Source organism: Escherichia sp. MAL-1, from assembly GCF_052948035.1.
This window is the reverse complement of the sequence record NZ_CM129609.1, coordinates 2,398,667-2,416,108: the sequence shown is the minus strand read 5'-3', so window position 1 is coordinate 2,416,108 and position 17,442 is coordinate 2,398,667. Positions and strand designations below refer to the sequence as shown.

The following is a 17,442-nucleotide window of genomic DNA, read 5'->3' as shown; positions in this document are numbered from 1 at the left end:
CAAGCTACATGTTTTGTTATATGAATAAAAATCCCCTCTCCGGTAAGAGAAGGGATTGAGGATTTACAGACTTCTGGAAGGTTGCGCAGCTCTTACAACACGCGGTTGATCTTCCGCGGCGTCTTCCAGCGCACTTAAATCACGGTCTTTCACTTCTGGCATTTTCAGCGCAGAGATTAAACCAATCACTGAATATGCCATGATCATAATGGCGATCGGATACCAGGATTCCGTCATGGTGCAGAAAATACCCGCCAGGATAGGACCAAAACCGGAAGCGATAAGACCACCAATTTCTTTAGAAATAGCCATCCGGGTAAAGCGGTTTTTACAGCCGAACATTTCTGCCATGGTAATATTTTCCAGAGCAAATAATCCCAGCACCGCACAGTTATGAATCACAATCAGTGCAACCATAATGGTGCTCGGGGCATAGCTTTTATCTACGATGATAGAAAGCATTGGCCATGCCAGCACAATCGCGGAGGTATTCATAATAATATACGGGATCCGGCGACCAATTTTATCGGATAACCAACCAAGGAACGGAATGGTCATAAAGCCGAGAATCGAACTGATCATCAATGCATCTGTTGGAATTGCTTTGTTAAACAATAACGTCTGCACTAAATAGCCCGCAAGGAAAGTCTGAATTAAACCTGAGTTACCCGCCTGACCAAAACGCAGCCCTGTTGCCAGCCAGAAGGATTTGCTCTGGAACATGCTACCAGCAGGTGCAGGTTTTGCTGTCGGTTGGTTGCTGTCGTTAACCTTCTCAAAAACCGGGCTTTCTTTCAGATTCATACGCAACCAGATAGCAAAGACCATCACGACAACGCTCGCCAGGAACGGTATACGCCATCCCCACGCCAGCAGTTCCTCTTTACTGAGAATGAAGAACATAAAGGCCCAGATTGCCGTTGCGCTTAAAGTTCCGCAGTTAGTTCCCATAGCCACAAATGAGGAGATAATTCCGCGCTTACCTTTTGGCGCATATTCCGCCAGCATCGTACCGGCACCGGAAATTTCCGCACCTGCACCCAATCCCTGAATAATACGCAGCGTCACCAGCAAGATGGGGGCAAAAACACCAATCTGTGCATAGGTCGGTAACACACCAATTAAGGTGGTACAGATCCCCATCATGGTGATGGTAATAAAGAGCACTTTTTTACGCCCTATTCTGTCGCCCATTTTGCCGAAAATAAATGCTCCGACAATACGCGCCACATGACCTGCACCGTAGGTTCCCATTGCCAGAATTAACGCCATTGCCGTTGATGATTCAGGAAAAAATATTTCATGAAACACTAACGCTGCGCCGAGCGAATATAACTGGAAATCCATAATTCACAGGTGTTTTTTCCCATCCTGTGGTTTCCTTGGCGTTTTCTAGGTTTTTTCAGATAGTTGCATTTTTTAAAAAGCATCCTAAGTTCGATCTCAGTGTCTATCTGGGGCCTATTTCTGTCCCATATATGCCCCAAAAAAAACTCCCCAACAGATAAGTAGTTTTTTCATGGATTTATGCGTAAAATCAAGAACGGCTGGAAATCATTCAATACTCACACTATCGAAAAATTTACCAGCCAACCGCAGCACGTTCTTGCATAAGGCGTGTCTGCGGTTTTTCAACTATTCAGATACATCACTCCCATCACATTCATTCCTCCGCATCAAAGGCATATAGGCTATATCACCTTGATATTTTTATTTTTCAGATAAAAACTGTTATCTATGTATACTTTTAAACCCAATCCGTGTAGAGTCTCTGCATAAGATAGTTTGCAGTTGCCGCTTCAGCTTGCGCCATAAACCGCCTGATTTTTGCTGCCACCTGTTAGCATTCCTGTATACCTGAAACGACAATGTTTATCTACGAACTTTAAGAACACCCAAGATAAAAATTGTCAACTATATCATATATAACACATTACTAATTCGAGGCTATATGAACAGCATACTGATAATCACATCTCTCCTTATCATATTCAGCATTTTTAGTCATGCCCTAATAAAATTAGGGATTGGCATATCCAATAACCCAGACAAAACCGATGTATAAGTCAACATATCCTGAATCAGACATACAATATCGCAATGAAAATCAATAATATTTTAAGGAATATCTTCATGAAATCAAAAGACACCCTAAAGTGGTTCCCTGCGCAGCTTCCTGAAGTAAGAATTATCCTAGGGGATGCTGTAGTGGAAGTAGCAAAACAGGGAAGACCTATCAATACCAGAACATTGCTTGATTACATTGAAGGAAACATAAAGAAAAAATCATGGCTGGATAACAAAGAATTATTACAAACAGCGATATCAGTTCTTAAAGACAACCAAAATTTAAATGGTAAAATGTAATATAATAAACTTACTTTTTTATCATTTTTCCACTTTAACAACATTTTGCTCCACTTTTCCACGACCAAACAACTTGAAATCTGGTTAAAATAACACGCAACACTATTCTTCTTCCTTGAGTCCGCCCGGAACTCGAAAAACAAACCGAGTTAAAGCCATTTTTCACAAAATCGATTTTGGGTCTCACCAAAATTACGGGGTTGCATACGCATTCGTTTATTTTCGAACGTGTACATAAAAATATGCACAAAAATAATCAAAATTATTTTCTGAGATGCATTATGATATGAACACCAATTTCGTATAGAGTCTCACTATGTCTCGAATTTTTGCTTACTGTCGGATATCAACGCTGGATCAGACCACCGAAAATCAACGCCGGGAAATCGAAAGTGCAGGTTTTAAAATCAAACCTCAGCAAATAATCGAAGAACACATTAGCGGCTCAGCAGCAACCAGTGAGCGTCCTGGTTTTAACCGGTTGCTTGCTCGCCTGAAATGTGGTGATCAATTGATTGTGACAAAACTGGATCGCCTTGGTTGTAATGCAATGGATATCAGGAAAACAGTGGAACAACTGACCGAAACAGGTATCAGAGTGCATTGCTTAGCATTGGGGGGCATTGACCTGACCAGTCCAACAGGAAAAATGATGATGCAAGTAATTTCAGCAGTCGCTGAATTTGAACGAGACCTTTTACTTGAACGCACTCATTCCGGGATAGTAAGAGCCCGGGGCGCAGGGAAACGTTTTGGTCGACCACCTGTGTTAAATGAAGAACAGAAACAGGTGGTATTCGAACGAATTAAGTCAGGTGTAAGTATAAGTGCCATTGCCCGGGAATTCAAAACCTCGCGGCAAACCATTTTAAGAGCCAAAGCAAAACTTCAGACACCTGACATATAAAAAATAATCTCGGTGTGAGATGCTTTACGTCTTCCAAGCCACCTTCCTTGCCGTAAATGGAAAGATACATCTAATTATAGAATTTATATGTTTTACCCTACGGCAGTGCTGGCCATTCAATATCCTGTGCAGTTGACGTATCAACACGGTTCAGCAATACCCGATACTTTTTCCATGCTTCCAGCAACGAGATTTCTTCCTCCGTTGCAATTTCCAGATCTGCAGCATCCTGAAGCGGCGCAATATGCTCACTGGCTACCTGCATCAGGCTGTTTTTTGTTTCTTCCGGATCCGGAACAGTTTTTCTGCTTCCGTATCCTTCACCCAGGCTGTGCCGTTCCACTTCTGATATTCCCCTCCCGGCGATAACCAGGTAACATTTTCCGGTAACGGACCGAGTTCAGAAATAAATAACGCGTCGCCGGAAGCCACGTCATAAACCGTTTTACCCCGATGATCTTCAACGAGATGCCACGATGCCTCATCACTGTTGAAAACAGCCACGAAGCCTGCCGGAATATCTGGCGGTGCAATATCGATACTGTTTGCTGGCAGACCTGTATGAGGCGGAATATATGCGTCACCTTCACCAATAAATTCATTAGTTCCGGCCAGCAGATTATAAATTTTTATGGTCCGTGGTTGTTCACTCATTCTGAATGCCATTATGCAAGCCTCACAATATAGTTAAATGCGATGTTTTTGACGGTGTTTTCCGCGTTACCAGCAGCGTTAACGGTGATGGTATGTCCATGTGAACCAATCGCAACGGAGTGCGTATGAGCACCAATACCGACAGTATGTGCGTGTGCACCTGCGCTTGCAGCAGTACCCGATACAGAGTGCGTATGAGCGCCTGCAGAAGAAGTGTTAACACTGTATTTAGAATAATCAGGTGATCCACTTCCCGGAGCACCACTGGAACCACCTGAAACAAATGTCATCGAATGGGTATGTGCACCGGCTGAAGCAGCCGTACCGCTAACACTATGGGTATGCGCACCAGTGTTATTCGTGGATTTAGTGCCGTAATCAAACGACGATGTGGTTTTCGTCCCCAAATCCGTACTGGATACGCTGGCGCTGTGGGTGTGTGATTTAATGCCGTCCTGTTCCTGAGACAATACGGCTCGATCACTGGCGGGCTTGCCCTTAATCGTCCAGCCACGCATATCAGGGATCACGCCTGACGGATAAGCGGCTGCAAGTTTCGGGTAAGCAGATTTGTCAAAAGTCTGCCCCTGCATCAGGGCATAACCAGACGGAACGGTATCTGATGGCCACGGGATTGGTGCACCGACTGGATAAAACTCTGCAGGAGGATGAGCCGAGGTGTAAAGCTGCGCCCACGGCGACCAGTTTGCGTCGGTCGTATCCCGTCGTGAACGAATAAATGCCGGAGCATGAGCACCGCTTGTACCACTCCAGCCGATGAGTAACTCACCTTCGCCAACGGCTGTCATCCCTTTCAGGTGAATGATATTTCCATACGCTGTTGGATATCCGTTGTTATACACCTCGTATAACTCAAGACCTGTTGCCCCCTGCGTATTGTCTGTCAGCGCGGTTAACCGACACGGGCAGACTTCACCACATTCACCTCACGGATGTAGTCGCTGCCCATCGCATTCATGATGGCCCGCTGAAAGGGCAGTGTTTCCCAGCGCCCTTCCTGGTATGCGGATTCTTTCGGGAGATAGTAATTAGCATCCGCCCATTCAACGGCGGTCTGTGGCTCCGGCCTGAACAGTGAGCGAAGCCCGGCGCGGACAAAATGCCGCAGCCTGTTAACCTGACTGTTCGATATATTCACTCAGCAACCCCGGTATCAGTTCATCCAGCGCGGCTGCTTTGTTCATGGCTTTGATGATATCCCGTTTCAGGAAATCAACATGTCGGTTTTCCAGTTCCGGAAAACGCCGCTGCACCGACAGGGGGATCCCGTCGAGAATACTGGCAATTTCACCTGCGATCCGCGACAGCACGAAAGTACAGAATGCGGTTTCCACCACTTCAGCGGAGTCTCTGGCATTTTTCAGCTCCTGTGCGTCGGCCTGCGCACGCGTAAGTCGATGGCGTTCGTACTCAATAGTCCCTGGCTGGAGATCTGTCTCGCTGGCCTGCCGCAGTTCTTCAACTTCCCGGCGCAGCTTTTCGTTCTCAATTTCAGCATCCCTTTCGGCATACCATCTTATAACGGCGGCAGAGTCATAAAGCACCTCATTACCCTTGCCACCGCCTCGCAGAACGGGCATTCCCTGTTCCTGCCAGTTCTGAATGGTACGGATACTCGCACCGAAAATGTCAGCCAGCTGCTTTTTGTTGACTTCCATTGTTCATTCCACGGCCAAAAACAGAGAAAGGAAACGACAGAGGCCCAAAAGCTCGTTTTCAGCACCTGTCGTTTCCTTTCTTTTCAGGGGGTATTTTAAATAAAAACATTAAGTTACGACGAAGAAGAACGGAAATGCCTTAAACCGGAAAATTTTCATAAATAGCGAAAACCCGCGAGGTCGCCGCCCCGTAACCTGTCGGATCGCCGGAAAGGACCCGCAAAATGATAATAATTATCATCTGCATGTCACAACGTGCATCTACGCCATCAAACCACGTCAAATAATCAATTATGACGCAGATATCGTATTAATTGATCTGCATCAACTTAACGTAAAAACAACTTCAGACAATACAAATCAGCGACACTGAATACGGGACAACCTCATGTCAACGAAGAACAGAACCCGCAGAACAACAACCCGCAACATCCGCTTTCCTAACCAAATGATTGAACAAATTAACATCGCTCTTGAGCAAAAAGGGTCCGGGAATTTCTCAGCCTGGGTCATTGAAGCCTGCCGCCGGAGACTGTGCTCAGAAAAAAGAGTTTCTTCTGAAGCAAACAAAGAAAAGAGTGACATTACTGAATTGCTCAGAAAACAGGTCAGACCAGATTGAAGCAATTTAGATAATCGTGCAGACTACGCCCCCTCATATCACATGGAAGGTTTATCTATGGATCAGGTAGTCATTTTTAAACAAATATTTGATAAAGTTCGAAACGATTTAAACTATCAATGGTTTTATTCTGAGCTAAAACGTCTCAATGTCTCACATTACATTTACTATTTAGCCACAGAGAATGTTCATATTGTATTAAAAAATGATAATACAGTGTTATTAAAGGGCCTAAAAAACATTGTGTCTGTCAAATTTTCAAAGGATAGGCATCTTATAGAAACGACCTCTAATAAGCTGAAATCCAGAGAGATCACATTTCAGGAATACAGAAGAAACCTTGCTAAAGCAGGAGTTTTTCGGTGGGTTACAAATATCCACGAACAAAAAAGATATTACTATACCTTTGATAATTCATTACTATTTACTGAAAGCATCCAGAAAACTACACAGATCTTACCACGCTAAACCATAACGTCCGGCTTCTCTCACTCCTGAGCCGGACTGCATTGGTTTAATAAAAACCATCAACAATTGTGATTTAGATATTCGGAACCATTCAAATATAACAAAACCCCGTAAAAACGAGGTTTATGGATAAATTTTATTATTGAATACATCAGATTAAATTAATCTTGACATCATAGCTTTCAAGACCCGTCATTTTTTCCCGTGCGGTAAACTGAATACTGGTAACTTCTTTCCCGGTCTTTTTCTTAAGTTCAATAATTTTTTTTGTTATATATTCAGAAATATCTGCTTCTGCTTTTGTTTTTAAGTTTTCAATATTCATCATTTCCTCTTTTAGTCTGTTATGACTTTCCAGTTACACAGTAAGTCGATTATATGGTGCAAACGTGTAAAAGATAAGATGAAACATCGCAATAATCAACATACGATAGTCTAAATTTTACACAAACAGACAAAGAAAATTTTCCTGAATTATCAATACAATAGCATCAAATCAACTCAAGAGCCTTATTGCTGCTTCCAGAATTTCTTCTGAAGTAACATGTCGATCCGCGGCTACATAAATGACTTTATGATCTCCGGTCAGAGATGGAAACCCTGCGGCCATTACAGTAAGGTGTGTTTTTTCGCCATTTGGATATTCACGCATGATGGTGTTAACTCCAGTCATCGCTGGCACTACCACTGCAGGTTCAGAGTTAAAAAAAACTATGATTTTTTTCATGATGTTACCGTAGTATGTGAGTATCCATCGAATAGATACCAAGCAAAAAAGCTCCCGAAGGAGCCTTCATTTTCACTTTTTTAAATCCAACGACAGACGGCTGGCATTTAAGTATTGTGAAATATTATCAAATGTAATCATCATTGATTTACAAAAGATACATTTTGCCCCGAAAGGATTCATGTCAGAAACATCAAAAGATGATGTTCTATACTGGGAACCATGACAACACGGGCATCTAAAGTGAATATGGTTTGTAATATTGTCTACCTCAAAGCGCCACTACATGAACAGCGGCAGGACCTTTAGGTCCGTTCTCAATACCAAATTCAACTTCCTGATTCTCAGTTAATGTTTTGAAATCGTTGCTCTGAATTGCTGAGAAATGGACAAACACATCTTTGCTGCCATCTTTCGGCGTGATGAAACCAAAACCTTTTTCAGGGTTAAACCATTTCACTAAACCAGTCATTTTGTTAGACATAATTATTACCTTTTGAAGAAATTAGCCCTTGGGCAGAATGGTCCGAAAAAAAATATCAGAGAGAAAAACCAACAAGGAAATCTCAAGAGGTACAAATAATAAAATTATAACAATGACTGCTTCAGATAAATTTGTAACAAACCAGAACACCATTAACGCATGATTAACCACCCATAGCAAGGATTACTTTTGTAAAGAAAAACACAGCAATGAAAGAATAGCTTTATTTATTAATAATAACGTGTCATTCTGATTAAGACCTTTTATCTTACCCTTAAGATTTCAGGAATTTTGGCTCATGGAAGAGTCCTTTTTATTTAAATTTTACATTCCGCGATGTAAATGTTCCGATTTAATATTACCCTACATTTGATGCTTTTTATCTCTTAAAGATTCATAGATCTGTTGACAAGTCACTCCTGCGATGTAGCGTTCGTCAGCAATTTCAGCATAAAGCTGAGCTTCTGCTGCAATATCTCCGAGCATGTTGGTGAGCATTCCTTCGGCGGTTTTGGTTGTTTTGCCTCTGACGGCAGCGGCAAGATCTGCGGTATGCTTCGCTGCGTCAAGGCGTATGGCATATTTTTTTGCTTCGGCACGCAACTGGTTAACACTATCAGACAGATAAGCAGCCCTGGCAGAAATTTCAGCAGATTTCTGTTGTGCATCTTTAACAGCCTCATCACGGGCTATAGTTCGCCCCTGTTCAATTATTCGAGCAGCAAATTGAGCATTTACCTCTTGTGATAATGCGGCAGCATCACGTTCCGCCCATTTTTTTTGCCATCCTCTGTCGCTCCAGACATTTCCGACGATAAATCCTGACAACACGAGAAAAATCACCATGAATATCTGATTCACTGTTCTATCCCCCAGCAGGTTAATGCGCTCTCCTGGTCACGACGAATAACCTGACCGTAACAGTTATTTGAACGAATGCGGCAATCGCGTCCGCCATCCTTAATCCACCAGCGAATCGCTTCGCATGCACCTTTACGATCACCAGCATTCAGCCGCTTATAAAACGTCGACGGGAAACACTTACCGGGGCCAATGTTATAGGGACAAAATGACGCGATACCCGCTTTTTGTGGTTCGGTCAGTGGTACTTTAATATTGCGCTCCACCCATGCCAGCGCCTTATCACGCTCAATGGCGTTGACCTGGTCGCATTTTTCCTTCGACAGTTTCATATTGGGAAAAACGGTTTTTCCATCCACCACTGTGGCACCCCGACAGATGGTCCATATGCCAGAACCATCGCGGTATGCCATTGTGTGGTTACCTTCTTTTTCGTCCAGAAACTGGTCAAGTATCTGAGGAGCAGATGCGCCAGCACCAATCAGCGCCAGAACGGCAGCCGACAGGCCGTATCTGATTTTTGTGTTCATATATATTTATGATGAGGACGCTCGTGCTTATTGGCAGGATTTTCAATCTTAAAGGAGTACTGATGCTGCAGATAAGACTCAACTTTTTCTGACAATTTTTCTGCTACTTCCAGGAAGACTTGCCGGACGCTCCTTCTGGCTGCTGCCTCATAAAACTCCAGCGCAGCTCCTTCAACACGGTCCATGGCGACATCCAGGTCAAAAATTTCACCGTCAAAGCGTTCTTTGTCCTGTAAGGCTACAGTTACCGTAACTTTATTCTCAAAATTACGGACTCCTTTCACAACCAGTTCATAGTCTTGAGTCATTGGATTACTCTCCTCTCGCAGCCTTACGCCTGTCTTCTTTAATCTTGAAATAAAGATTTGTCAGATACGTCAGCAGGCCAAAAACCAGGCTACCCAGCACACCGATTGCAGCCCACTGTGACGGAGTTACTTTATCGAGTAACTGCAATGCCCAGAAACCAGCATTACCCGCCGATGTGCCATAGGCAACACCTGTTGTTAACTTATCCATTGATTTCATATCCTCACCCCGATGTACACGGATGGTGCAATATGTTTGAAAAGATCGGAGTCTACGGGGTAGTTTTGACAGCACACGTTGTTCTCAACGGCGCTAAAAAAACATACACATTAAAAATGTGGGTAATTATTTTGAAAGAAAGTCATATATAAAATAATAATACGAGAAATGTTTTCATATTTAGTGTACTGTATACGGCCATTTATACAGGAAAAGCCTATGTCAGAACGTAAAAACTCAAAATCACGCCGTAATTATCTCGTTAAATGTTCCTGCCCAAACTGCACCCAAGAGTCAGAACACAGTTTTTCAAGAGTACAAAAAGGTGCCCTTTTGATCTACCCTCATTGCAACAAAGTATTCCAGACAAATCTTAAAGCTGTAGCCTGATTGATTTTATTAGTAACAAGTATTTTTTATATTTTAATAATATATTTAAAGCAGATAATAAAAAACCCGCCTGAGCGGGTTTGAGATTGTGGTGCTTTTTGTGGGAGTCATCCACTTACGCACTTTGTTTTGCCATGCCAGCAGTTAGCTTCTGCTGTAAAACTATTCATGCAGCAAACCTGCACTTCACCACAATGGTTAGCATACTTTTCCTGATTAAGATTTTGCCAAATATGCTAGCCATTGTTTCATGTATTGGACCTCCTTACTTTTTATTAAAGAGATCCAATATTCACTACTCTGTCCGTATCTCTACTCAGGCATCAGCCTTCTTCGTTATCGTATACAGACGAGCGATGAATTTTAATCAGTAATGATGACATTTGCTGCTGCAGGACCTTTAGCACCACTCTCTATAGAGAAGGTAACCTTTTGACCTTCAAATAAGGTTCGATAATTATCATTCTGAATCGCAGAAAAATGCACAAACACATCTTTACTACCATCAACAGGAGAAATAAAGCCGAAACCTTTATCAGCGTTAAACCATTTTACTAAACCAGTCATTTTATTTGACATTCTACATTCCTTAACTTGAGCCTTTCGGCATAAATGGTTTGCATAACAGAAACGACTTCGTACTTAATTGGAGAGACTCAAAGAAGGAATAAGTGAATAACACCTGAAATGAGAACTGCTTTAGTAAACTACTTCGTATATCGTCTGTTCTTCAAACCGACGCAATCATTAACGCATAGTTGAACATATGAAGCAATGTTTATTTTAGACATCCAGCCATCTTCAACCCCATCAAAAAACTATAGCTTTCTTCAGGAACGTGTGTATAGTGCGCCAAGTTATCAGTATTAAGGAATTTTTTTGTCCCGTAAAATGACAGGAATTGTCAAAACCTTTGACGGCAAAAGCGGCAAGGGTCTTATCACCCCATCCGATGGTCGTATCGATGTCCAGCTTCATGTCTCAGCGCTCAATCTCCGCGATGCAGAAGAAATTACCACCGGATTACGCGTGGAATTTTGCCGGATAAATGGTCTGCGTGGCCCTTCAGCTGCCAATGTTTACCTTTCATGAGCTATATTAAAGCTTTAATTTCAGGCCCCATCGGATCACACATGGAGAGTTTTTATGAATAACCCCGTCTGTCTTGATGACTGGTTGATTGGCTTTAAAAGCTTATGCTGTACTTTGGCCGTAATAGCTCTGCTAATAATATAATAAGCAGACTCATTGTGTTTAGGGACATTGTACTGGAAGAAAACATTTTAAACATCAGGCAAATAACCAAGTCACCAGCTAAATAATAAGTTAACAGACATGAGTCCCGGGATGAGATTCAACATTACCATTGCCCCATTTAAAGCACAAAACCCGCTCATCAGCGGGTTTTCTACTTTTTCTTAACGTCGGGTATACAAAGCCCATCGTTGAAAAAATTTTATCCATATTTTTTGAAAAATGCAAACATCATGTCGCCATCTTCAGCAAAAATCATTTATCTCGTCACCTTCCTCAATTGCGCTTCCGCGTATGCTTCTTCCTGCCAGCACTTTGTTACCAGTTTACCAATGACGTCCGCATACCCCTTATACCACTGATAATCGGTCAGGTCTGGTACCAGCTTCTGGACATGACGTCGTGCCAGCGTGGTCGGTAAACGACTAAACCGGTTTCCATTACAACGCCCACAAATCTTATATACCGGTACGCCATGAAACCGGGTTCTTTTTTCATCCAGAACAATCCCTTTACCCTTACACCCTCTGCACGCTGTGCTGGCTTCGCCCTTACCATGGCAATGCTGACATAGTTCCTTCACCCATTCTTCCTTGATTACAGATTCCCCGCGTCTGTAGTGTTTCACCACTTCGCGCAATACATTATAAAATCCCGTACCTGAACAATGCTCACAGCGAGCCTTACTTGCCGCAGACCTGGAGTAATCAGCAAAGGCAAAACTCACGAGGTAAGGAATAATCTGTAACCGGATTTCTTCACTCAATTTGTTCAATGTCGGGTTATCCAGTGCCATCGCGTAATTTAGCAGGCCTTCAATCGCAAACTGAGGGTCCTGAACACCAACTTTTGCCAGAAATAAGGCCAACCCAAGTGGTGCTTTCGACTGCACCATCCCCTGCGCTGCCATTACATCCGTAATTGTTAAACAACCGGTGCCTGTCGCTGGAGCGTCATCGCTCAATTTTGGAGATTTTGGGGAGTAATATTTTGGTAAGGCTTCAAGGTTCATGCTCGTTCTCCACTTACGCCAGTACGCCAATTGCCAGCGCGCGATCGATAAAACGAAATATCAGCTCCAGTTGGGAGCCATACTTATCTTCAAATGCCACTGTATCCGTATGCAGCTCGTTGTGATGCTTTCTGCACAAAGGCAACACAAAGAGATCATGTGCTTTTGTTCCCATTCCGCCCTGCCCGTGACCAATCAGATGATGCGGATCGTCGGCTGGCATACCGCAGCAAGCACACGGCTGTGTCTTAACCCAACGTGTGTATTTCTCCTTAACCCAGCGGCGACGTTTAGGCAGCTTCATGAAAGATTCCGGAGACTCTGGATCAACGGTGATGCTTACCACCGTCTTTTCCTGTGGTGATTTTTGTTGCTGGTGGGCGTAAGGCAACGGTGCAAGATTTTTTGTGCGTTGTTTCAATATGCTGGTGGCGGTCTGCTCTCCCGGTACGATGTCGCTTTCGCGGTACACCGAGCAGATTTTTTCCGCTGGTAATCCCAGCGAACGACGCGATACAGCCTCAGGTAGTGCATCCACCACCTGATTGCAGACCGCCCACCAGGATAATTCAGCCAAAGATAATTCCCGCTCCTGCGTACCGCTTATTGCGTGACGGATGACGTCAATCACCCATGCTGTCAGATTTTGTTGAGCAAGCAGCTCCAGTGATTCCGATGTCTGGTCACGCAGTTGGTTGTCGCAGTGCCAGCACAACACCATTGCGCCGGTACCATAACGGTGAATGACTGTTTCAGTGTGATGGTAATCGCCATTAGGCCACTGGCAGGATGTAACATGACGTAATAGCCAGTCGGACAATGCGCCAACGCCGCCAGCAGCACGAATCACCCGTTCGTTACTAAAAAACGGCAGCAATGTTTTGTCTTCCGCCAGCGGCTGGCGAACGGCAGGAACGACTCCGGATGGCAGATTACGCATGCTTTTTGGTTCCGGTTCCACCAGCACTCGAGGATTATGAAATATCTGTATGGATTCACGGCCCGGCTTAAGGACCACCAGCCCAAGCTCAGGCACCAGAACAGGTCTAAGTAATACCCGCACGTTACCTCCAGATCCGTTGCTGGAAAGTGCGGGACGCACGTGGTGGGCGTTCGGAATAAGGCAGCCTGACAGAGATTATCCAGTGCCGATAGTCGAGACTGAGAGCTTTCTTAACCTCGAACCCGCGCCTGCGGTAAGAATGAATCAGCCATTCGGCCTGTTCTGCAGTGCATGGAGGGTGCTGGAACCATTCAGACTTGAATGCGTGAGAATACCGCCCGTGCGTGCAGGCAAGAACGGGCGAATTATCAGAATTGTAATATTTTGCGTTGCGTGCCATCGGTTTTCTCCGGTGGCACGGTGTTACTCAGCGGGAGTTCAGCCCCGCGCAAGATTGTAGATGAGTTTATTCTCCTGAAAAAGCAGAAAAGCCAGCTTTTATTCCGATCTCTTTCAATGCCTGTAATGAAGTGACAAACTCACCTTCGCGCAAGATAAATCCGTCCGTGACCCGAGCATCCACAAAATTAATTAACGCAGCCCCATTCTTTCGCAAACACATAATGCGGTAATGACTAACAAGATTTCCATTTTCAACGCACACAGCATAGAGGCCATCTTCACAAAAAATTTTACGCAGTTCTTCGATGTTCATCATCAGAATCCTTCCGGATAATTAGCTCTCCCCTTTAAGGGACCATCCCTCTTATCCCTGCGCGCTACTTAAGTATTTTTGATTCTATTCCGGCACCGTCCAGAACTTCAAACGCGTTGAAAATAAAAACAAAAACCCGCCGAAGCGGGTTAAGTGCGGGTGCGTTGAGGATGCCTGCCACATCAGAGGTGGCGAGGGATTTCTCCCCCGCCGGGTCTCTTACTCCTCAGGTTCGTAAGCTGTGAAGACAGCGACCTCCGTCTGGCCGGTTCGGATTCGTACCTCGCAGAGGTCTTTCCTCGTTACCAGTGCCGTCACTATGACGGTTAAACAGATGACGATCAGGGCGATTAACATCGCCTTTTGCTGCTTCATAGCCTGCTTCTCCTGTCAACGCAAAGCAGAAGTGTCACCTTCGGTGCGAAACAGAGATGTCATGCTTTGGTTCAGAGAATGCGTTTGACCGCCTCGCTATATACTTCCGAGCGTTCTCTTTTCCCAACAGAAATCACGAAAACGACAACTTTCTCGTCTATAACCTGGTATACAAGGCGATAGCCTGAAGACCGGAGCTTAATCTTGTAACAATCAGGCATACCACGGAGCTTGTTTGCTTCAATCCGGGGTGACTCAAGTACTTCAACCAGCTTCTTTTTCAACTGTTCACGTACCGTCGAGCCCAGCTTTCGCCATTCCTTTAGTGCCCGCTCGTCAAAATCCAGAAAATACGCCATCAGAGTTCATCCAGCGTCACACGTACTGGCTTAGGATTACGAAGCCGTTCTTTCACTATCTCCACAAGTTCAGCATCTTCATCACTCAGGAGTGTCTGTTTGAACGGCAAGCGTTCATTGTCAGCGATATACTCGAGCATGAGACGAAGCGCTTCAGAAGGAGTTACACCCATTTTTTCAAGCGCGGCGTAAGAACGCGCTTTAAGTTCATCGTCAATACGCAGGTTAATGCTACCCATGTCTTACACCTCTTGTAATTACAAATGTCATTACAAGTATCGCACTACAACATGCTTAGGGCAAGTCACGAAGGAAGTCAGAAAGTAGTCGTAAGAACGGTGATCACTGTCCGCTTTGTGCCAGGAGCAGCCATTGCTAAGTCCATCCTGTATTGTGCAGGTCAGCTCGTTTTTAAAGAGTCCGGCCATCATCTTACTGGTACAGACACCATATACTTTGTGACGGTCAGGCTACATATGCACAACTCAACTTATTCATCTATTTTTTGCTTTAGCATGTCAGTGTTGCTTTCTCGTCGGCGGGTGAGCGGTGACCTGACCTGTCGATAAAGGAACGTAGCACGTTTTATGCAACACCCGCATGCGGCAGAAAATTATTGCCGAACGTTTACCCCTGTCAACAAGCTTTACTTTCTGAGGCGCGCCAGCCCGCGAGGAAAACAATCTGAACATCAAACAATTAATGACACAAGAAATACGATTAAAGATTTTTTTGTGCATGCCGATAGTGCTTTTTTAAAAGGAGAAATCTATGTCTGTCACAATTCAGGGAAATACCTCAACCGTTATTTCAAACAACTCCGCCCCGGAAGGAACATCAGAAATAGCCAAAATCACAAGACAAATTCAGGTGCTGACTGAAAAGCTTGGGAAAATTGATCCTACCCACGTAATATGGACACAGGCCTAAGCGAGGTTCTTGTTTTCAAATTGTTCCGGACTGAGGCCGCCACACCAACTGTGCCGCCGCCACCGATTGTAATCACATTCGATATAATTAAACACCGTTGCCCGCATTATTTCCCGGCTGATAAAGTGTTCTCCATGGATACATTCCACTTTCAGCGAATGAAAGAAGCTTTCCACGCAGGCATTATCGTAGCAGCAACCTTTTGCGCTCATACTTCCACGCAGATTATGCCGCTTCAGTTGCGCCTGATAATCTGCTGAACAGTACTGGCCTCCACGGTCCGTGTGAACGATAACGTTCCGGGGCCTCTTACGCCGCCACAGCGCCATCTGCAGGGCATCGCAGGCCAGTTGCGCCGTCATGCGTGGCGACATTGACCAGCCAATAACGGCACGTGACCACAGGTCAATGACCACTGCCAGATACAGCCAGCCTTCATCTGTACGTAAGTACGTGATGTCTCCTGCCCACTTCTGGTTCGGGCCACTGGCGTAAAAATCCTGCTCCAACAGATTTTCTGACACAGGCAGGCCGTGTGCGCGGTAGCTGACCGGGCTGAACTTCCGGGAGGCCTTTGCCCTCAGTCCCTGACGGCGCAGGCTTGCCGCCACGGTTTTTACGTTAAAGGGGTAACCCTGAGCACGCAGTTCATCCGTCAGGCGTGGGGCACCGTAACGCTGTTTTGACCGGGTAAAAGCCGCGAGGACAACGCTGTCGCAGTGTTGGCGGAACTGCTGACGCGTGCTTATCCTTGTCCGCCGCTGACACCACGTATACCAGCCGCTGCGGGCCACCCGGAGCACGCGGCACATTGCTTTGATGCTGAACTCAGCCTGATGTTTTTCAATAAAGACATACTTCATTTCAGGCGCTTCGCGAAGTATGTCGCGGCCTTTTGGAGGATAGCCAGCTCTTCATCCCGTTCTGCCAGCTGGCGTTTGAGACGTGCAATCTCGGTAGACATCTCCAGTTCACGTTCAGAAGACGTCTGCTGATTTTGCTGTTTACTGCGCCAGTTGTAGAGTTGTGATTCATACAGGCTGAGTTCACGGGCTGCGGCAGTAACACCGATGCGTTCAGCAAGCTTCAGGGCTTCACTGCGAAATTCAGGCGAATGCTGTTTACGGGGTTTTTTACTGGTTGATACTGTTTTTGTCATGTGAGTCACCTCTGACTGAGAGTTTACTCACTTAGCCGCGTGTCCACTATTGCTGTGTAAGATCAAATCTCATCGGAAGAGGGGATGACGACACAGCAGAAAAAAGAAATGGCTGCATTGGTACAGAAGCAAATTGAAAGCCTCAGGGCTCAACTGGAGCAGTTGTTAAGGCAGCAGGCAGAGAAAAAGAATAAAGACGCGACAGTTCAGCCTGATAAAAAAGAAGAGAAAAAAGACGATACAAATACCGCTGGCACCATTGATATTTACGTCTAAGTGACAGCCGTATTGTGGCCCTCATCGGGCCACTTTTCGCCATCAGCCTTTTCTTTAAAGACATATTATCTTTGTATCATTTCTGATAGTTAACATTACAAGATATAAGTAATGGACGCACTCCCAATTAGTCTATTTAAATCGCCACGAGTTTAACTGACAACCCATGATCAATTATGAATTGCAACTATTTCTGTAGTCA

General features: G+C 44.7%; 28 protein-coding genes and 6 pseudogenes. 11 read left to right on the top strand and 23 right to left on the bottom strand.

Annotated elements, in window-relative coordinates:
* Nucleotides 1–63: 63 nt before the first annotated feature.
* Nucleotides 64–1,347: pseudogene (gene ydfJ, locus ACU8XX_RS12000) on the bottom strand (MHS family MFS transporter YdfJ); the annotation flags it as partial.
* 604 nt (nt 1,348–1,951) lie between these two features.
* Here ydfJ and ACU8XX_RS11995 point away from each other — a divergent pair.
* The 3 genes from ACU8XX_RS11995 to ACU8XX_RS11985 all read left to right on the top strand — a co-directional run bounded on the left by ACU8XX_RS11995 (nt 1,952) and on the right by ACU8XX_RS11985 (nt 3,274).
* Nucleotides 1,952–2,065, top strand: a complete 114-nt coding sequence (locus tag ACU8XX_RS11995) for a YnaM/YnfT family protein (RefSeq protein WP_120795384.1) — start codon at nt 1,952–1,954, stop codon at nt 2,063–2,065.
* A gap of 68 nt (nt 2,066–2,133) precedes the next feature.
* Nucleotides 2,134–2,367 (top strand): cold shock protein YdfK, encoded by a 234-nt coding sequence (gene ydfK, locus ACU8XX_RS11990; RefSeq protein ID WP_000836768.1) that lies wholly within the window; start codon nt 2,134–2,136, stop codon nt 2,365–2,367.
* Between the two features lie 316 nt (nt 2,368–2,683).
* Nucleotides 2,684–3,274 (top strand): recombinase family protein, encoded by a 591-nt coding sequence (locus ACU8XX_RS11985; protein ID WP_000086527.1) that lies wholly within the window; start codon nt 2,684–2,686, stop codon nt 3,272–3,274.
* Between the two features lie 97 nt (nt 3,275–3,371).
* Here ACU8XX_RS11985 and ACU8XX_RS11980 read toward each other — a convergent pair.
* From ACU8XX_RS11980 to ACU8XX_RS11965, 4 genes and pseudogenes are all read right to left on the bottom strand, one after another.
* Nucleotides 3,372–3,940 (bottom strand): annotated as a pseudogene (locus tag ACU8XX_RS11980) (tail fiber assembly protein).
* Nucleotides 3,940–4,590 (bottom strand): annotated as a pseudogene (locus tag ACU8XX_RS11975) (tail fiber protein); the annotation flags it as partial. The pseudogenes ACU8XX_RS11980 and ACU8XX_RS11975, both read right to left, overlap by 1 nt.
* A gap of 254 nt (nt 4,591–4,844) precedes the next feature.
* Nucleotides 4,845–5,087, bottom strand: a pseudogene (locus ACU8XX_RS11970) (phage terminase large subunit family protein); the annotation flags it as partial.
* Nucleotides 5,062–5,607 carry a DNA-packaging protein gene (locus ACU8XX_RS11965; protein WP_000453611.1) on the bottom strand — a complete coding sequence of 182 codons (546 nt, stop codon included), beginning with the start codon at nt 5,605–5,607 and terminating at the stop codon, nt 5,062–5,064. The gene ACU8XX_RS11965 and the pseudogene ACU8XX_RS11970, both read right to left, overlap by 26 nt.
* Before the next feature lie 388 nt (nt 5,608–5,995).
* On the opposite strand from ACU8XX_RS11965, the gene ACU8XX_RS11960 reads away from it, so the two are divergent.
* Both ACU8XX_RS11960 and ACU8XX_RS11955 read left to right on the top strand, forming a co-directional pair.
* A complete protein-coding gene (locus tag ACU8XX_RS11960; protein ID WP_001368374.1) occupies nt 5,996–6,229 on the top strand; it encodes a YlcI/YnfO family protein in 234 nt (77 codons plus the stop codon).
* A gap of 57 nt (nt 6,230–6,286) precedes the next feature.
* Nucleotides 6,287–6,697 carry a DUF1398 domain-containing protein gene (locus ACU8XX_RS11955; protein WP_240765516.1) on the top strand — a complete coding sequence of 137 codons (411 nt, stop codon included), beginning with the start codon at nt 6,287–6,289 and terminating at the stop codon, nt 6,695–6,697.
* 151 nt (nt 6,698–6,848) lie between these two features.
* Here the strand turns inward: ACU8XX_RS11955 and ACU8XX_RS11950 are convergent, their stop codons facing one another.
* The 9 genes from ACU8XX_RS11950 to essD all read right to left on the bottom strand — a co-directional run bounded on the left by ACU8XX_RS11950 (nt 6,849) and on the right by essD (nt 9,827).
* A complete protein-coding gene (locus tag ACU8XX_RS11950; protein WP_001019606.1) occupies nt 6,849–7,022 on the bottom strand; it encodes a GnsA/GnsB family addiction module toxin in 174 nt (57 codons plus the stop codon).
* 171 nt (nt 7,023–7,193) lie between these two features.
* Nucleotides 7,194–7,424 (bottom strand): protein YnfN, encoded by a 231-nt coding sequence (ynfN, locus tag ACU8XX_RS11945; protein ID WP_000720962.1) that lies wholly within the window; start codon nt 7,422–7,424, stop codon nt 7,194–7,196.
* Between the two features lie 4 nt (nt 7,425–7,428).
* Entirely contained in the window at nt 7,429–7,494 is a 66-nt protein-coding gene (ynfR, locus tag ACU8XX_RS11940) for a small protein YnfR (RefSeq protein ID WP_122134696.1), read from the bottom strand.
* Between the two features lie 2 nt (nt 7,495–7,496).
* A complete protein-coding gene (gene ymcF, locus ACU8XX_RS11935) occupies nt 7,497–7,685 on the bottom strand; it encodes a cold shock small protein YmcF (protein ID WP_071524604.1) in 189 nt (62 codons plus the stop codon).
* Nucleotides 7,686–7,695: 10 nt separating this feature from the next.
* Nucleotides 7,696–7,908 carry a cold shock protein CspI gene (cspI, locus tag ACU8XX_RS11930; RefSeq protein WP_000066495.1) on the bottom strand — a complete coding sequence of 71 codons (213 nt, stop codon included), beginning with the start codon at nt 7,906–7,908 and terminating at the stop codon, nt 7,696–7,698.
* Between the two features lie 363 nt (nt 7,909–8,271).
* Nucleotides 8,272–8,769, bottom strand: a complete 498-nt coding sequence (locus ACU8XX_RS11925) for a DUF2514 domain-containing protein (RefSeq protein ID WP_001071769.1) — start codon at nt 8,767–8,769, stop codon at nt 8,272–8,274.
* On the bottom strand, nt 8,766–9,299 hold the full coding sequence (locus ACU8XX_RS11920; protein WP_001092971.1) for a lysozyme: 534 nt from the start codon (nt 9,297–9,299) through the stop codon (nt 8,766–8,768). The genes ACU8XX_RS11925 and ACU8XX_RS11920 overlap by 4 nt, the downstream gene beginning before the upstream one ends.
* A complete protein-coding gene (locus ACU8XX_RS11915) occupies nt 9,296–9,607 on the bottom strand; it encodes a YdfR family protein (RefSeq protein ID WP_000189915.1) in 312 nt (103 codons plus the stop codon). The genes ACU8XX_RS11920 and ACU8XX_RS11915 overlap by 4 nt, the downstream gene beginning before the upstream one ends.
* A gap of 4 nt (nt 9,608–9,611) precedes the next feature.
* Complete coding sequence (essD, locus tag ACU8XX_RS11910) at nt 9,612–9,827, bottom strand: phage lysis protein EssD (protein WP_000839590.1); 216 nt, start codon at nt 9,825–9,827, stop codon at nt 9,612–9,614.
* A 219-nt stretch (nt 9,828–10,046) separates the two neighbouring features.
* Here essD and ynfU point away from each other — a divergent pair, with 219 nt between their 5' ends.
* Nucleotides 10,047–10,217, top strand: a complete 171-nt coding sequence (gene ynfU, locus ACU8XX_RS11905) for a YnfU family zinc-binding protein (RefSeq protein WP_213044735.1) — start codon at nt 10,047–10,049, stop codon at nt 10,215–10,217.
* Nucleotides 10,218–10,580: 363 nt separating this feature from the next.
* Here ynfU and cspB read toward each other — a convergent pair whose 3' ends face one another.
* Complete coding sequence (gene cspB / locus ACU8XX_RS11900; protein WP_000066484.1) at nt 10,581–10,796, bottom strand: cold shock-like protein CspB; 216 nt, start codon at nt 10,794–10,796, stop codon at nt 10,581–10,583.
* Nucleotides 10,797–11,096: 300 nt separating this feature from the next.
* Between cspB and cspF the strand changes: the two genes are divergently transcribed.
* Nucleotides 11,097–11,309 (top strand): cold shock-like protein CspF, encoded by a 213-nt coding sequence (gene cspF / locus ACU8XX_RS11895; protein WP_000087756.1) that lies wholly within the window; start codon nt 11,097–11,099, stop codon nt 11,307–11,309.
* 54 nt (nt 11,310–11,363) lie between these two features.
* Entirely contained in the window at nt 11,364–11,453 is a 90-nt protein-coding gene (locus tag ACU8XX_RS11890; protein ID WP_120795389.1) for a hypothetical protein, read from the top strand.
* 277 nt (nt 11,454–11,730) lie between these two features.
* On the opposite strand, the gene ACU8XX_RS11885 is transcribed toward ACU8XX_RS11890, so the two are convergent.
* The 7 genes from ACU8XX_RS11885 to relB all read right to left on the bottom strand — a co-directional run bounded on the left by ACU8XX_RS11885 (nt 11,731) and on the right by relB (nt 15,114).
* A complete protein-coding gene (locus tag ACU8XX_RS11885; protein ID WP_001047135.1) occupies nt 11,731–12,483 on the bottom strand; it encodes an antitermination protein Q in 753 nt (250 codons plus the stop codon).
* Nucleotides 12,484–12,496: 13 nt separating this feature from the next.
* A complete protein-coding gene (locus ACU8XX_RS11880) occupies nt 12,497–13,546 on the bottom strand; it encodes a DUF968 domain-containing protein (protein ID WP_001265198.1) in 1,050 nt (349 codons plus the stop codon).
* A 1-nt stretch (nt 13,547) separates the two neighbouring features.
* Nucleotides 13,548–13,826: a hypothetical protein gene (locus ACU8XX_RS11875; protein ID WP_012304870.1), complete on the bottom strand. Its 279-nt coding sequence runs from the start codon at nt 13,824–13,826 to the stop codon at nt 13,548–13,550.
* Nucleotides 13,827–13,892: 66 nt separating this feature from the next.
* Complete coding sequence (gene rem / locus ACU8XX_RS11870; protein ID WP_000980994.1) at nt 13,893–14,144, bottom strand: protein Rem; 252 nt, start codon at nt 14,142–14,144, stop codon at nt 13,893–13,895.
* A gap of 216 nt (nt 14,145–14,360) precedes the next feature.
* Nucleotides 14,361–14,516, bottom strand: a complete 156-nt coding sequence (gene hokD, locus ACU8XX_RS11865) for a type I toxin-antitoxin system toxin HokD (protein WP_000813254.1) — start codon at nt 14,514–14,516, stop codon at nt 14,361–14,363.
* A 71-nt stretch (nt 14,517–14,587) separates the two neighbouring features.
* Nucleotides 14,588–14,875, bottom strand: a complete 288-nt coding sequence (gene relE / locus ACU8XX_RS11860; protein ID WP_000323025.1) for a type II toxin-antitoxin system mRNA interferase RelE — start codon at nt 14,873–14,875, stop codon at nt 14,588–14,590.
* Nucleotides 14,875–15,114: a type II toxin-antitoxin system antitoxin RelB gene (gene relB / locus ACU8XX_RS11855; RefSeq protein WP_000534858.1), complete on the bottom strand. Its 240-nt coding sequence runs from the start codon at nt 15,112–15,114 to the stop codon at nt 14,875–14,877. Before relB ends, relE begins: the two co-directional genes overlap by 1 nt.
* Nucleotides 15,115–15,138: 24 nt before the next feature.
* On the opposite strand from relB, the gene ydfV reads away from it, so the two are divergent.
* Both ydfV and ACU8XX_RS11845 read left to right on the top strand, forming a co-directional pair.
* On the top strand, nt 15,139–15,444 hold the full coding sequence (gene ydfV, locus ACU8XX_RS11850) for a protein YdfV (protein WP_001326990.1): 306 nt from the start codon (nt 15,139–15,141) through the stop codon (nt 15,442–15,444).
* 202 nt (nt 15,445–15,646) lie between these two features.
* Nucleotides 15,647–15,799, top strand: a pseudogene (locus tag ACU8XX_RS11845) (FlxA-like family protein); the annotation flags it as partial.
* Between the two features lie 2 nt (nt 15,800–15,801).
* On the opposite strand, the gene ACU8XX_RS11840 reads toward ACU8XX_RS11845, so the two are convergent.
* Nucleotides 15,802–16,964, bottom strand: a protein-coding gene (locus tag ACU8XX_RS11840; protein WP_085947771.1) for an IS3-like element IS3 family transposase whose coding sequence is annotated in 2 segments (ribosomal slippage) — nt 15,802–16,703 and nt 16,703–16,964 — 1,164 coding nt in all. Because the reading frame shifts where the segments join, the coding sequence is not laid out codon by codon here.
* 63 nt (nt 16,965–17,027) lie between these two features.
* Here ACU8XX_RS11840 and ACU8XX_RS11835 point away from each other — a divergent pair.
* A pseudogene (locus ACU8XX_RS11835) lies at nt 17,028–17,240 on the top strand (FlxA-like family protein); the annotation flags it as partial.
* Nucleotides 17,241–17,442: the final 202 nt, after the last annotated feature.

What these genes read in the sequence shown, in the direction of transcription:
- ACU8XX_RS11955 (WP_240765516.1), top strand. Translation starts at nt 6,287, where the DNA reads ATGGATCAGGTAGTCATTTTTAAACAAATATTTGATAAAGTTCGAAAC.
- ynfN (WP_000720962.1), bottom strand. Translation starts at nt 7,424, where the DNA reads ATGAAAAAAATCATAGTTTTTTTTAACTCTGAACCTGCAGTGGTAGTG.
- ynfU (WP_213044735.1), top strand. Translation starts at nt 10,047, where the DNA reads ATGTCAGAACGTAAAAACTCAAAATCACGCCGTAATTATCTCGTTAAA.
- ACU8XX_RS11915 (WP_000189915.1), bottom strand. Translation starts at nt 9,607, where the DNA reads ATGACTCAAGACTATGAACTGGTTGTGAAAGGAGTCCGTAATTTTGAG.
- cspI (WP_000066495.1), bottom strand. Translation starts at nt 7,908, where the DNA reads ATGTCTAACAAAATGACTGGTTTAGTGAAATGGTTTAACCCTGAAAAA.
- cspB (WP_000066484.1), bottom strand. Translation starts at nt 10,796, where the DNA reads ATGTCAAATAAAATGACTGGTTTAGTAAAATGGTTTAACGCTGATAAA.
- essD (WP_000839590.1), bottom strand. Translation starts at nt 9,827, where the DNA reads ATGAAATCAATGGATAAGTTAACAACAGGTGTTGCCTATGGCACATCG.
- hokD (WP_000813254.1), bottom strand. Translation starts at nt 14,516, where the DNA reads ATGAAGCAGCAAAAGGCGATGTTAATCGCCCTGATCGTCATCTGTTTA.
- ydfV (WP_001326990.1), top strand. Translation starts at nt 15,139, where the DNA reads ATGTCATTACAAGTATCGCACTACAACATGCTTAGGGCAAGTCACGAA.
- ACU8XX_RS11965 (WP_000453611.1), bottom strand. Translation starts at nt 5,607, where the DNA reads ATGGAAGTCAACAAAAAGCAGCTGGCTGACATTTTCGGTGCGAGTATC.
- ACU8XX_RS11890 (WP_120795389.1), top strand. Translation starts at nt 11,364, where the DNA reads ATGAATAACCCCGTCTGTCTTGATGACTGGTTGATTGGCTTTAAAAGC.
- ACU8XX_RS11950 (WP_001019606.1), bottom strand. Translation starts at nt 7,022, where the DNA reads ATGAATATTGAAAACTTAAAAACAAAAGCAGAAGCAGATATTTCTGAA.
- ydfK (WP_000836768.1), top strand. Translation starts at nt 2,134, where the DNA reads ATGAAATCAAAAGACACCCTAAAGTGGTTCCCTGCGCAGCTTCCTGAA.
- rem (WP_000980994.1), bottom strand. Translation starts at nt 14,144, where the DNA reads ATGATGAACATCGAAGAACTGCGTAAAATTTTTTGTGAAGATGGCCTC.
- relB (WP_000534858.1), bottom strand. Translation starts at nt 15,114, where the DNA reads ATGGGTAGCATTAACCTGCGTATTGACGATGAACTTAAAGCGCGTTCT.
- relE (WP_000323025.1), bottom strand. Translation starts at nt 14,875, where the DNA reads ATGGCGTATTTTCTGGATTTTGACGAGCGGGCACTAAAGGAATGGCGA.
- ACU8XX_RS11960 (WP_001368374.1), top strand. Translation starts at nt 5,996, where the DNA reads ATGTCAACGAAGAACAGAACCCGCAGAACAACAACCCGCAACATCCGC.
- ACU8XX_RS11875 (WP_012304870.1), bottom strand. Translation starts at nt 13,826, where the DNA reads ATGGCACGCAACGCAAAATATTACAATTCTGATAATTCGCCCGTTCTT.
- ACU8XX_RS11885 (WP_001047135.1), bottom strand. Translation starts at nt 12,483, where the DNA reads ATGAACCTTGAAGCCTTACCAAAATATTACTCCCCAAAATCTCCAAAA.
- ACU8XX_RS11985 (WP_000086527.1), top strand. Translation starts at nt 2,684, where the DNA reads ATGTCTCGAATTTTTGCTTACTGTCGGATATCAACGCTGGATCAGACC.
- ACU8XX_RS11995 (WP_120795384.1), top strand. Translation starts at nt 1,952, where the DNA reads ATGAACAGCATACTGATAATCACATCTCTCCTTATCATATTCAGCATT.
- ACU8XX_RS11920 (WP_001092971.1), bottom strand. Translation starts at nt 9,299, where the DNA reads ATGAACACAAAAATCAGATACGGCCTGTCGGCTGCCGTTCTGGCGCTG.